Origin of the sequence: Luteimonas sp. BLCC-B24 (assembly GCF_028550595.1) — a bacterium.
GTDB lineage: Bacteria > Pseudomonadota > Gammaproteobacteria > Xanthomonadales > Xanthomonadaceae > Luteimonas.
On record NZ_JAQQGN010000007.1, the window covers coordinates 12,552 to 25,701 of the forward strand.

Annotated in this window: 10 protein-coding genes and 1 tRNA gene; 8 read left to right on the top strand and 3 right to left on the bottom strand. The window is 69.6% G+C overall.

What is annotated here, in order from left to right; translation table 11 throughout:
• Nucleotides 1-63 precede the first annotated feature (63 nt).
• The 7 genes from PQS31_RS13555 to bfr all read left to right on the top strand — a co-directional run bounded on the left by PQS31_RS13555 (nt 64) and on the right by bfr (nt 6,952).
• Entirely contained in the window at nt 64-417 is a 354-nt protein-coding gene (locus PQS31_RS13555; protein ID WP_272763273.1) for a hypothetical protein, read from the top strand.
• Nucleotides 418-521: 104 nt separating this feature from the next.
• A complete protein-coding gene (locus tag PQS31_RS13560) occupies nt 522-2,630 on the top strand; it encodes a prolyl oligopeptidase family serine peptidase (protein ID WP_272763274.1) in 2,109 nt (702 codons plus the stop codon).
• Nucleotides 2,631-2,965: 335 nt separating this feature from the next.
• Nucleotides 2,966-5,167, top strand: a complete 2,202-nt coding sequence (locus PQS31_RS13565; RefSeq protein WP_272763275.1) for a S9 family peptidase — start codon at nt 2,966-2,968, stop codon at nt 5,165-5,167.
• 109 nt (nt 5,168-5,276) lie between these two features.
• Nucleotides 5,277-5,353: transfer RNA gene (locus PQS31_RS13570), tRNA-Met, on the top strand.
• 145 nt (nt 5,354-5,498) lie between these two features.
• Nucleotides 5,499-6,092 (top strand): RNA pyrophosphohydrolase, encoded by a 594-nt coding sequence (locus tag PQS31_RS13575; protein WP_272763276.1) that lies wholly within the window; start codon nt 5,499-5,501, stop codon nt 6,090-6,092.
• A gap of 70 nt (nt 6,093-6,162) precedes the next feature.
• On the top strand, nt 6,163-6,375 hold the full coding sequence (locus PQS31_RS13580) for a (2Fe-2S)-binding protein (RefSeq protein WP_272763277.1): 213 nt from the start codon (nt 6,163-6,165) through the stop codon (nt 6,373-6,375).
• Between the two features lie 103 nt (nt 6,376-6,478).
• Complete coding sequence (bfr, locus tag PQS31_RS13585; RefSeq protein WP_272763278.1) at nt 6,479-6,952, top strand: bacterioferritin; 474 nt, start codon at nt 6,479-6,481, stop codon at nt 6,950-6,952.
• 47 nt (nt 6,953-6,999) lie between these two features.
• Here the strand turns inward: bfr and PQS31_RS13590 are convergent, their stop codons facing one another.
• The 3 genes from PQS31_RS13590 to PQS31_RS13600 all read right to left on the bottom strand — a co-directional run bounded on the left by PQS31_RS13590 (nt 7,000) and on the right by PQS31_RS13600 (nt 12,309).
• Nucleotides 7,000-9,780, bottom strand: a complete 2,781-nt coding sequence (locus PQS31_RS13590) for a hybrid sensor histidine kinase/response regulator (protein ID WP_272763279.1) — start codon at nt 9,778-9,780, stop codon at nt 7,000-7,002.
• Between the two features lie 35 nt (nt 9,781-9,815).
• Nucleotides 9,816-11,633 carry an EAL domain-containing response regulator gene (locus PQS31_RS13595; protein ID WP_272763280.1) on the bottom strand — a complete coding sequence of 606 codons (1,818 nt, stop codon included), beginning with the start codon at nt 11,631-11,633 and terminating at the stop codon, nt 9,816-9,818.
• 88 nt (nt 11,634-11,721) lie between these two features.
• Nucleotides 11,722-12,309, bottom strand: coding sequence for a DUF4126 domain-containing protein (locus tag PQS31_RS13600; RefSeq protein WP_272763281.1), 588 nt, complete (start codon nt 12,307-12,309; stop codon nt 11,722-11,724).
• A gap of 103 nt (nt 12,310-12,412) precedes the next feature.
• Between PQS31_RS13600 and PQS31_RS13605 the strand changes: the two genes are divergently transcribed.
• Nucleotides 12,413-13,144: a DUF6776 family protein gene (locus PQS31_RS13605; RefSeq protein ID WP_272763282.1), complete on the top strand. Its 732-nt coding sequence runs from the start codon at nt 12,413-12,415 to the stop codon at nt 13,142-13,144.
• Nucleotides 13,145-13,150: the final 6 nt, after the last annotated feature.

Below are 13,150 nucleotides of genomic sequence, written 5' to 3' on the forward strand. Positions count from 1 at the left end.
TGAGATGACCGCCTCGCACACTCGCCGCACGGCCCGATCCGGGCATGAGACGAGGCGTCGGTCATGTCGAATGTCGAAACCACCCCGCTCGAGGCGCGCGCGCCGCTCGGTGCCCTGTTGCTGGGCCTGATGGCCGTCGGCGCGGTGGTGCTGCTGTCGTTTCCCGGCGCCCGCGCCGGCACCAGTGCGTTCGGTTGGCCGCCGCTGTGGCTGCTCGGCCTGCCGGCGACGTCCTGGCTCACGCTTCAACTGCTTCGCCTGCCACGCCGTCGCGGTCCGGCCTCGTCAGCGGGTCCGCGGCGGCGTCGGCCGGGCGTTTCGGTGCAGGCCCGTCGGCGTCCGGCGCGCCCCCGGCGCTCCGGTCTGGCGGCACGTGCGGCGATCGCGGCGGCCGGCCTGCTGCACGGGCTGCGCTGAGCCCGGCGCAGTGCACCGCCGCGCCAGTGACGTTGGTCATGGGGGCGGGGCGCGAGGCGCGTGCTAGCGTTGCGGGCTATCGCCAAGCGCCCTTCGGAGCCGCCATGTCCCAACTGTCCAAGCTCTGCCGCGCCGCGGCTGTCGCCGCCGGCCTGTCGATGGGCGCCGCATCCGCCCAGGAGGCCAACGTGTCCGATCCGCATCAGTGGCTCGAAGCCGTCACCGACGAGAAGGCCCTGGACTGGGTGCGCGCGCAGAACGCCCAGGCCGAGGCCGAACTGGCCGCGACGCCCGAGTTCAAGCAGCTCGAATCCGACCTGCTCGCCATCTACGACTCCGACGACAAGATTCCGGGCGTCTACAAGCAGGGCGAGTGGTATTACAACTTCTGGCGCGACCGGAACCACGAGCGCGGCATCTGGCGCCGCACCACGCTCGAGGAATACCGCAAGCCGCAGCCGAAGTGGGAGACCGTGCTCGACCTCGACGCCCTGAACCGCGCCGAGGGCGAGAACTGGGTCTGGCACGGGGCCAACTGCCTGCGCCCGGCGTACACGCGCTGCCTGATCGCGCTGTCGCGCGGCGGCGCCGACGCCGACGTCACCCGCGAGTTCGACGTGTCGACGAAGTCGTGGGTCGAGGGTGGCTTCTTCCGCGAGGAGGCCAAGGGCGCGCTGGGCTGGATCGACCAGGACAACGTCTACGTCTACACCGATTTCGGCGACGGCTCGCTGACCTCGTCGGGCTACCCGCGCATCGTCAAGCAGCTCGCGCGCGGCCAGTCGATGGACCAGGCGACGCTCGTCTACGAGGGCAAGCCGGACGACATGTACATCGCCGCGATGCGCGACGACACGCCGGGCTTCGAGCGCGATTTCGTCAGCCGCACGCTGGCCTTCTACAACGACGAGCTCTACCTGCGCGGCGCCGACGGTACGCTGACCAAGGTCGACGCACCGAACTCGGCCAACAAGTCGGTCCACCACGACTGGCTGATGCTGGAACTGCGCGAAGCCTGGAATGTCGGCGGTCGCGAGTATCCGGCGGGCTCGCTGCTGGTGACGAAGTTCGACGACTTCATGGCCGGCAAGCGCGAGTTCGACGCACTGTTCGAGCCGACCCAGACGACCTCGCTCGCCGGTGCGACCTGGACCAAGAACCACCTCGTGCTCAACGTGCTCGAGGACGTCAAGAACACCTTGACCGTACTGACCCCGGGCGCGAGCGGCTGGACGCGCAGCGCACTGACCGGTGTGCCGGAGCTGGGCACGGTCGCCGTGAGTGCCGTCGACAGCGACGAATCCGACGCGGTGTGGATGACCGTCACCGACTACCTCACGCCGAGCACCTTGATGCTGGCCGAGGTGGGCGGTGATCGCGCACCGGAGACGCTCAAGACCATGCCGGCGTTCTTCGACGCCAGCACGCACGAGGTCGAACAGCACTTCGCCACGTCCAAGGACGGCACGCGCGTGCCGTACTTCCTGGTGCGTCCGAAGAACATGCCGCTCGACGGCAGCAATCCGACCCTGCTCTACGGTTACGGCGGCTTCGAGATCTCGCTGACACCAGGCTACTCGGGCGGCGTCGGCAAGGGCTGGCTGGAGAAGGGCGGCGTGTACGCGGTCGCCAACATCCGCGGCGGCGGCGAGTACGGGCCGCGCTGGCACCAGGCGGCGCTCAGGCAGAACCGCCACAAGGCCTACGAGGATTTCGCCGCCGTCGCGCAGGACATGATCGACCGCAGGATCACGTCCCCGGCGCACCTGGGTATCCGCGGCGGCAGCAACGGCGGCCTGCTGACCGGCAACATGCTCACGCAGTATCCGGAGCTGTTCGGCGCGGTCGTAATCCAGGTGCCGCTGCTGGACATGCAGCGTTATCACCAGCTGCTGGCGGGTGCGTCGTGGATGGCCGAGTACGGCAATCCGGACAAGCCGGAAGAGTGGGAATTCATCCGCACCTTCTCGCCCTACCACCTGTTCGATCCGGCGAAGGACTATCCGCCGACGCTGATCCTGACCTCCACCCGCGACGACCGCGTGCACCCGGGCCATGCCCGCAAGATGCACGCGCTGATGTCCGCGGCCGGCAAGGACGTGCGGTACTACGAGAACATCGAAGGCGGCCACGGCGGCGCGGCGAACAACCGCCAGCAGGCGCACATGGATGCGCTCTACCTGACGTTCCTGTGGCAACAGCTGGGCAAGTGATTCCATCCTGCACCGGCCGCTGCGGGGCGTGTCACCGCTTGCCGGACAGGCCGCGCCACGCCCGTGCGGGTCCAGGGCGAGGAAGAGGGAGGAAGTGGACGTCCGCACGCCCGAATGATGACGCTGCACTGGGTTTGCACGGGCGTGGCCCTCCGGGTCGGGCCTTGCAGGCCGCCATCCGGCGTCGCGCGGCTTGACCTGACGGCCAGTCAGGCGCTGCGCCACGCAACACCCGCTGACGGTCTGCGAGACCCGACGCGACCTGTCCGGCAAGCGGCGACACGCCCTTGCCGGTGTTCTTTTCAGCGTTGCATCCGCCGCGAGTGGACCCACCTATGAAGACTTCTTTTCCCCGCGTCGCGCTGCTGGCGATGCCGATCCTGACGAGCCTGAGCCTGATGAGTGTTTCTCCTGCCGCCACCGCGGCCACGCCGGTCCCGCCCGACGCCGAACAGCGTCCCCACACCGTCGAGGCGCCGCACGGCGCCAAGCGCGAGGACGTCTACTACTGGCTGCGCGACGACGCGCGCGAGGACCCGGCGATGCTGGCCTATCTCAATGCCGAGAACGCCTACGCCGACGCGATGCTGGCGCCGCTCAAACCCGTCGAGGATCGTCTCTACGACGAGATCGTCGGCCGCATCCAGCAGGACGACAGCTCGGTGCCGTACCGCGACCGCGGCTTCTGGTACTACTCGCGCTACGAGACCGGCAAGGACTATCCGGTGCACGCGCGCCGCGCCGATGGCGCGGGCGTGGACGCGTTGTCGATCCAGGCGGCGAATGCACGGGGCGATTTCAGCGGCGAGCAGATCATGCTCGACGTCAATCAGCTCGCCGCCGGCAAGGACTATTACGCGGTCGGCGATTGGGACGTGACCCGCGACAACCGCATCCTCGCCTACGCCGACGACACCAACGGCCGCCGCCAGTACACGGTGCGCTTCAAGAACCTCGAAACCGGCGAGGTCTACCCGGACGTCATCACCGGCGTGTCGGCGAACCTCGTCTGGGCCGACGACAACAGAACCCTGTTCTACGTCGAGAACGATCCCGACACCCTGCTGACCGTGCGGGTGAAGAAGCACGTGCTCGGCACGCCGGTCGCCGACGACGTGCTGGTGTACGAAGAAAAGGACGACAGCTTCTACATGGGCATCGACCGCACGCGCGACGACAAGTACATCGTCATCGGCGTCGGCAGCACCGTGTCGAGCGAATTGCGCTACGCGCCGGCCGAGGCCCCCGAGGCCTTCACCGTGCTCGCTCCACGCGCGCGCGACGTGGAATACGACGCCGATCATCACGGCGGCCGCTGGGTGATCCGCACGAATGCGGACAAGGCGACCAACTTCAAGCTCGTCACCGCGCCGAGCGATGCCACCTCGCGCCGCCAGTGGACCGACCTGGTGCCGCACCGCGACGACGTCTACATCGAGGGTTACGAGCTGTTCGACGGCTTCACCGCGATCGAGGAGCGCGCCGAGGCGCTGACCCGCGTGCGTGTGCTGAAAGCGGACGGCCGCGACGACTTCGTCCAGGCCGATGAGCCCGCGTACGCGATGGGCCTGTCGGTCAACTCCGAGCCCGACACCGACTGGCTGCGCTACAGCTACACCTCGCTGACGACGCCGGCGACGACCTTCGAGGTCAACACCGCGACCGGCGAGCGTCGCCAGCTCAAGCAGCAGACCGTGATCGGGTACGACCCGGGCAATTACGTCACCGAGCGCGTGTGGACGACGGCGCGCGACGGCGCGCGCGTTCCGGTGTCGCTGGTCTACCGCAAGGGCTTCGAGAAGAACGGCACCGCGGCGCTGCTGCAGTACGGCTACGGCAGCTACGGCGCGTCGATGGATCCGGGCTTTTCGGTCACCAACGTCAGCCTGCTCGACCGCGGCATGGTCTACGCCATCGCGCACATCCGCGGCGGCGAGGAAATGGGCCGCGCCTGGTACGACGACGGCAAGCTGCTCAACAAGATCAATACCTTCACCGACTTCATCGACGTCACCGACGATCTGGTGCGCCAGGGCTATGCGGCCCCGGACCGCGTCGCGGCCTACGGCGGCAGCGCCGGCGGCCTGCTGATGGGCGCGATCTCGAACATGGCGCCGGAGAAGTACCGCGTGATCCTGTCCCAGGTGCCGTTCGTCGACGTGGTCACGACGATGCTCGACCCGACCATCCCGCTGACCACCAACGAATACGACGAGTGGGGCAATCCGGAAGAGAAGCGGTATTACGACTACATGCTCTCGTATTCGCCTTACGACAATCTCGAGGCCAAGGCCTATCCGGCGATGTTCGTCGGCACCGGCCTGTGGGATTCGCAGGTCCAGTACTGGGAGCCGGCCAAGTACGTCGCCAAGCTGCGCGACGTCAATACCGGCGCCCATCCGGTGGTGTTCCGCACCAACATGGAGGCCGGGCACGGCGGCAAGTCGGGGCGCTTCCGTCGCTACCGCGAGTCGGCCGAGATGTACGCCTTCATGCTCGGCCAGCTGGGTCTGGGGGCCGTGCCGGCGACGCGCTGAGATCGCACGGCGGGCGGGGCGTCGATCCGGCGTCCCGCGATGGATTGACGCCGGCGGCGCGGAGTAGCAGAATGCGCGGCTCGTCGCGGATACGTCCGCACGACGCGATGGCTATGTAGCTCAGCCGGTTAGAGCACAGCACTCATAATGCTGGGGTCGGTGGTTCGAGTCCACCCATAGCCACCATTGCGACGATGTCCGAAAAGCCCGCCACGTTGCGGGCTTTTTCGTGGCTCCGCCACCAACGTTCAGCTCGAACTTGTCCACGTGCGCAGGGCGTGGCAGAGTCGAAGCCAGTGACGCAAGTCAATCGCATTTAGGAGTCCGCATCGTGATCGATCCGGACGGGTTCAGGCCCAACGTCGGTATCGTGCTGATGCGCCCGGATGGCCGGGTGTTCTGGGCGCGCCGTGTCCGCCGCGACGGCTGGCAGTTCCCGCAGGGCGGGATGAACACCGACGAGACGCCGCTCGAGGCCATGTATCGCGAGTTGCGCGAGGAAACCGGGCTGCTGCCCGAACACGTCGCCGTGCTCGGCGCGACCCCGGGCTGGCTGCGCTACCGGCTGCCGCAGCGTGCGATCCGCCGTAACGACCGCATCGTCTGCGTGGGGCAGAAGCAGGTGTGGTTCCTGCTGCAATTCGTCGGCGATGACGATCATCTGCGGCTCGACCTGACCGAAAAACCCGAGTTCGACCACTGGCGCTGGGTGGATTTCTGGTATCCGCTGGAGCACGTGGTGATGTTCAAGCGGGGGGTGTATTCGAGTGCGTTGCGGCACCTGGCGCCGCTGGCGCGGCAGGTGGCGGGCATGCAGGCCATCCCGGCGCCGCTGGTCGATGCCCGCCCACGGACACGGCGGCCGCAGCGGCGCCAGCGCAGCGGCGTGCAGGGTCGGACCCGCGACTCCGACGGCGCGAGCTGAACAACTCTCATTTGACAGTGATTCTCGTTTCTGGCGAAATGGCGGCCTGCCCCATCGTCAGGACATCGCCTTGTTCGTCTGCATCTGCAACGGCGTCACCGATTCCCAGATCCGCCAGGCCGCCGCCAACGGCTGCCGCGAAATGTCCGAACTGACGATGCGCACGGGCTGCGGCGCCACCTGTGGCAGCTGCATGGACATGGCGACCGGCCTGCTCGATGCGTATCACGCACGCGCTGCAGCGCCCACGATCGACCTGCCGCTGATCGCCACCGCCGCCTGACGCGGCCCGCGGGCGCAGCCAAACAATGCGCACGATTCGCGTTCCGTCATCGGCGTGCGCAAGCCGCTAGAGTGGCGCGATCCGACGTTCCAGGAGTCCGCCGATGAAAGGCGACGCGCAGGTCATCCGCTTTCTCAACCAGGCGCTGTACAACGAACTCACGGCGATCAACCAGTACTTCCTGCACGCCAAGATGCTGAAGAACTGGGGCCTCAACGTGCTCGGCAAGCGCGAGTACACGGCCTCGATCGACGAGATGAAGCACGCCGACGCGCTGTCGGAACGCATCCTGTTCCTCGAAGGTCTTCCCAACTTCCAGGCGCTGGGCAAGTTGCGCATCGGCGAGACGCCGCGCGAGCTGCTGGAATGCGATCTCGCGCTGGAACTCGAAGGTCTGCCGGTGCTGCGTGAGGGCATCGCGCATTGCGAACAGGCCGGGGATTTCGTCAGCCGCAAGCTGCTCGCCGACATCCTCGCCAGCGAGGAGGAGCACGTCGACTGGCTGGAAACCCAGCTCGACCTGATCGCCCGCATCGGCGAAGAGAATTACCTGCAGAGCCAGATCGACGACGACTGAGTCGTCCGTCGCCGTTCCCGCCGCGGTCGCCGTGACCGGGCCCGTTCTCAGGACGTGGGCGAGGGCTGGCGGACCTCGAGCAGAGCACGCCGCGCCCGTGCGAATTCGTTGGTGACCAGGGCGACGGCCACGGCCGGGCGCGCGAGTTCGCGCTCGCGTGCGCCGGATTCGATGCGGCGCGCCGCCGCCGACAGCGACATCGCGCCGAGGTTCGCGGCGGACGACTTGAGCGAGTGGGCGGCCTCGCGCAGGGCCGCGTAGTCGGGCCCGTCGACCGCATTTTCCAGCGACGCCAGCAGGCGCGGCGTGTCTTCGAGGAAGACGTCGATCAGGCGATCGACCTCGTCCCCGAGCAATTCGCGCAGATCCTCGAGCACCTCGGGATCGATCACCGGAGGCAGCGGCTCGGGCGGACGTGCCGGCGCCGCGGCGCTGACGATCGGAGACGCCGCGGCGGACGCACCCGCCGCCGCAGCGGCGACCTGCGATGGCACGGGCGCGACCCCGGCTGCGGTCGGCGTCGCCGGGGGCGCGCTGGGCACGGCGGGCACCGCAGGTACTGCGGGCGCTGGAGGCGCAGGCGTCGGAGTCATGGATCTGGTCTCGAGGGTGGCGGCCGGCGCCGGCGGTTCGGGATCGGCGCGCCTGACGTCCGCCGCGAGCCCGGACTGCGCCGCCGCGTCATCGCCGGCGCGTCGGGCCGGGGGCAGGAATGCGTCGGCCGGTCGCGACGGCTCGACGGCGGGGGCCGCCCGGTCCGCCGCTGCCGCGGGCGAGGGGTACACGGCGACCGTGGCGGCGTCGGCGGCCGCTTGGACGGCCGGCATCTCCGCGGTCACGGTCACGGTCCCGGCCGGTCGGACCGGACCGCCTGCGGCCTCGTCGTCGCCATCGTCGACAGCCGACGGCGCCAGGACCGTGGGGTCCCACCAGCGGTGCAAGCAACGCTCGAGTTCGCTGCGCGTCACGGGTTTGGCGAGGTAGTCGTCCATGCCGGCGTCGAGGCATTTCTGGCGGTCGCCGGCCATCGCGTTCGCGGTCATGGCGATGATGGGCAGACGCCGGTCCGCCGCGCTCGCCGCCTCGTGCTCGCGCCAGCGTCGCGTGGCCGTGTATCCGTCCATCACCGGCATCTGGCAATCCATCAGCACGATGTCGTAGCGGGCATCGCCGATCTTGATCAGTGCGGCTTCGCCGTTGCTGGCGGTGTCGCAGGTGATGCCGAGCACGGAAAGCAGGCGCTGGCCCACCATCAGGTTGACCGGGTTGTCCTCGACCAGCAGCACGCGGGGCTTGCGCGGCGGCGATGCGCGCACGGGCTCGGCGACGCTCCGCGCGGTTTCCACTGCGCCGGGCACGGGCGGGGTGGTCGTGGTCGCGTTGGCCGTCGTCGGCGCCTCGGCGGCGCTCGGAACGGCGTGCGCCGACGGGCCCGGAGGCAGGTCGAGCATGGCGTGGCGCAGATCGGCATCCGGCGCCTGGCGACTGAGCAACGTGGCGCCCTGGCGAAGTTCGTCGGCGACCGGCTCGTCGCCATACAGGCAGACCAGGCGCAGATCGCCGTACGCGGCCTGCCGGGTGAGGTTGCGGTACAGCGCGACCGCGGTGTTGCGCATGCCCGACAGGTCGGCGACCACCAGCGAATACGCCCAGGGCGTGCCCTGGCTCGCGGCGGTGCGCAGCCGGTCCAGCGCTTCCTGCGTGGTCTCCACGGCGCTCACCCGCAGGCCCCAGTTGGGCAGCAGCATCGACAGGCGCAGACGCAGGCGCGGGTCGGCGCTCAGCAGCAGCGCGCGGCCGCCCTTGGAGGCCGCTTCGTCGACCGGCATGTCGCCTTGGGCCTTGAGCAGCGGAATTTCGAACCAGAACGTCGAGCCGGCGTCGGGTTCGGATTCCACGCCGATTCGCCCGCCCATCAGTTCGACGATGCGCCGCGAGATCGCCAGGCCCAGGCCCGTGCCTCCGTACAGGCGCGTGGTCGAGGCGTCGGCCTGGTTGAAGGCCTGGAACAGGCGTGCCTGCGCCTGCGGCGCGATGCCGATGCCGGTGTCGCGGACTTCGAAGCGCAGCTGGTGCTGGCCCGCGGTTTCGCCGAGCCGGCGCACCGAGACGGTGATGTTGCCGCGTTCGGTGAACTTGACCGCATTGCTGAGCAGATTGCCCAGCACCTGGCGCAGCCGCACCGGATCGCCGCGCACCGGCAGACGCACCGAGGGATCCACATGCAGGCCGATTCGAAGGCCTTTGCTCTGCGCTGGCCGTTCCATCAACTGGGTCACGCCGTCGAGCAGTTCGCGCAGGTGGAAGCCGGTGGTCTCGAGCTCCAGCTTGTCGGACTCGAGTTTCGAGTAATCGAGAATGTCGTCGACGATGCGCTGCATCTGCTGCGAGGACAGGAACGCGGTGCGCACGAGCTCGGCGTGGTCCGGCGCCAGCGGCGCGTGCATCAGCAGATCGAGCATCGGCGTGATGCCGTTGAGCGGCGTGCGGATCTCGTGGCTCATCGTCGCCAGGAACTCGCCCTTGGCCATGACCGCCGATTCGGCGGCGTTCTTGGCCTGGCGCAGTTCCTGTTCGAGCCGGGTGCGCTCCTCGAGTTCCCGCTGCAGCTCGCCCAGCGCCAGTTCGTCCTGGCGCAGGCGCTCGTCGGCGGCTTCGAGTTCGCGCACGCCCTGGTGCAGGCGCACGCTCACCGCGATCGAGGCCAGCACCGCGAGCAGCGCGAGGACCAGGGCGATCGCCTGCCAGGGGCCGGGGACGTCGAGCGTTTCCAGCGCCATGGTGAGCGCGGCACCGGCCGCGGCCCCGAGGGCCGGCCAGCGAAGCATCAGAGCAGACGGTCGCCGGCGGATGATCATAGGCGTCAGAGCACCGAGTGATGGAAGTCGAAGTCGAGCGCATCGGCGACGCGCTGGACCAGGTTGCCCTGGATGTAGTCGATGCCGCTCATCCACAGCGTGGCGGCCGCCTGGGGATCTTCCACCTGCTGGCCGATCACCTGCAGGCCCAGGCGATGGGCACGTTCGACCGCGCCGCGCATCTCGTCACGCACCCTCGGCTCGTCGAGCTGGCGCGAGTACCGCGCCGCCAGCCGCACGAAGCCGAGCGGCAGCTGGGCCAGCAGGGCATCGGCATCGTCGCCGGCCGCGTACTGGCCCAGACACAGCTGCACGCCGGCCGGCACCATGCTCGCGCAGAACTCCTGCAGCGACAGCGCATGGATCAGCGCGTCCTCCTGGCGCACGTCGATGACCAGCGACGCGCCGCCGACGCCGGCGGCCTCGATCTGCTGCAGCAGCCAGTCGGCATGGCCGGCCTGGATCAGGCTGCGCGAGGACTGCGAGACGAACAGGCGCATCGCACCGCCGCGCTTGCCGCGCTCGACCAGCGTGGCCAGTGCGAGCTCGATGACCCGGCGGTCGATGTCGTAGAGCAGGCCGGCGCTTTCCGCTGCCGGCAGGATGCGGGCAGCGGAATGCAGCTCGCCGTCGCGTCCGCGCAGGCGCAGCAGCGTCTGGTACTGGGCCTCGTCGCCGCCGGCGACCGCGACGATCGGCTGGAAGGCGAGTTCGATGCGGTTTTCCTGCAGTGCATCGCGAAGATCGTGGGCGAACGCGTCGGGCGCATCACCGGCTGCGGGCGCCGCGGCGGGCAGATGCACCGCGATACCGACGGGCGTGCCGCGCGCTTCGCGCAATGCCTGCTCGGCCGATGCCAGCGCGTTGCCGGGATCCTCGTAGCCGTGGGCCAGGTCGGCATAACCGACCAGCGCGCGCAGGCGGATGTTCTGGTCACCGAGCGGAAACGCGTGGCTGCCGATGCCGTCACGCAGCCCGCGCGCCCAGCCGTCGAGTGCCGTGCGCGCGACATCGGGCGCGAACACGAGGAAGGTGTTGTCGTTGAGCCGGGTGGCCGGCGCGTCACCCACCAGCTGACGCAGATGCCGTCCCGCGTCGGTGAGGATGGTTTCCAGACCCGCGTAGCCGTAGCGGTCGCGCAGCGCGGTGACGCCCTCGATCTCGATGAAGCCGAGCGCGCCTGCGGGCCGGGCCGGGATCGCCTCGGCCAGCCGCTGCAGGAGTTCGATCCGGCTGTGCAGACCGGTCACCGGATGCCGCCCGGGATCGGGCATCTGCTGCAACGCGCGGGCGCGGCGGATGCGGTTCTGCACCGCGGCGACCAGGTGACGCGGACGCACGGGCTTGGTGAGGAAGTCATCGGCGCCGACTTCCATCACCTCGAACTGGCGCTCGGGATCATCGTCACCGGTGAGGAACACGACCGGAATGTGCGCGAGTGCGGGCTGCTGGCGCAGCAGCGTCGTGAGTTCCGCACCGTCCATGCCGGGCATGTGCAGGTCCATCAGCACCAGCGCCGGCTGGAACTCGGCGGCAGTGACCAGGAATTCCGCGGCCACACCGACCACGCGCGCCTCGAATCCCGCGCCGTTGAGCACGCTTTCGGCGAACAGCGCCTGGCTGGGATCGTCTTCGACGATCAGCACGCGATGGACGGGCTCCGGCGTCGCCGTGGGTGTCGAGGCGGCAACGGGCGCCGTGTCGCCACGCAGGGCATCGGCCGGGTCGGCGGGCAGCGTGGGCTGCCCCGCGTCGGCGGCCCAGCGCCGCCAGTAGGCGGTCGGCGGGAACTCGGCGCGGTGGCGGCTGTCGGCATCGGACATGGACGGACTCTGACGCGGTGGGGGCAAGCAGGCAACTTTAACCGGTGGCACCCGTGAGGACGCGGCAACGTCGCCCGCGCCCCGCATCTCAGGCCGGGGGATGACGCGACGCGCTGCGGGGCCTGCGCAGCCGGCGCACCAGCCACAGCAGCGCCAGCGCCAGCAGCCCGGCGGCGCCCACGGCCAGCGCCAGTGCCAGCCAGGGCGACACCAGCATCAGGCCGAGCGCGCCGAGGGCCAGCCCGTCTTCCGCGGTCGACACCGCGACGTTGCTGACAGGCTCGGGCGAGGCGTTGACCAGCAGTCGCGTCCCGGCCTTGACCGCGTGGCTGGTGAGCGCCACGCCGGCGCCGGTGGCCAGCATGCCCGCGCCGAGTTCGCCATCCGGGGACAATGCGGCGGCGGCGAGAAACGCGCCTGCCGGCACGCGCGCCAGCGTCTGCAGCAGGTCCCAGCCCGAGTCGACGCCGGGCATCTTGTCGGCGAAGAATTCCACCAGGGCGAGGCTGCCCGAGACACCGAGCACCCACGGCGACGTCGTCGCCTCCAGTGCTGGCGGAAGATCGAGCCAGCCCAGGGCGCCGGCCACGCCGATGCCGAACACGGTCAGATACACGCGCACGCCGGCCAGCCAGGCGAGGACCACGCCGGTGGCGAACAGGTGGGCGTCCGACATCGCAGCTCCCGCTCGGGGCGAACGCCAACCGTCGCCCAATGCCGGCGAGTATAGGCAGGGCCCGCGCTTGACGCCGCTTCGGCGGCCTCGCTATACCGTGGCGATGACTGAGTCCGCCCCTACCGGCCCGACGCCTGCGCCCGGCGCCGCCGTACCACCGCCCACGCCGGGCATGCGCTGGATGCTCGGTGCCATCGCACTCGTTCTCGTGTCCCTGCTGTTCGGATTCTGGGGGGCCTGGCAGCTGTTCGCACCCGGCAGCGACAATCCGCAACGGCAGCTGGCCGAACAGGCCACGCAGATCGAATCCCTGCAGCAGCAGGTCGCCACGCTCACCCGGTCCGACCAGATCAGCCGCGACGCGAACCGCGAAGTGCAGAACACGCTCGCCGAGCGCGACGAGGAGATCGCGGCCCTGCGCGCGGACGTCGCGTTCTACGAGCGTTTCGTCGGCTCGACCGCGCAGCGGCGCGGACTCACGGTGCATGAGTTGCGCCTGCAGCCGCGCACCGATCAGGGCTGGCACTACACGGCCACTCTGACCCAGAGCCTCAATCGGGACGCGGCCAGCACCGGCGAGATGCGCCTGGCCATCGAAGGCACCCGCGACGGGCGGCTCGAAACGCTGGACTGGTCGGATCTGCGCCAGAGCGCGGATGCGCAAGGCGTCGAGTTCTCGTTCAAGTATTTCCAGCAGGTCGAAGGCGACATCGTGCTGCCGCCGGGCTTCCAGCCGCTGCGGGTGACGGTGCGGCTGGCGCCGCAGCGCGGCAGCGCCGTGGAACGCGCGTTCAGCTGGGCCGACGTGACGCCGCGTTCCGCACCCGACGCTTGAAGCGGG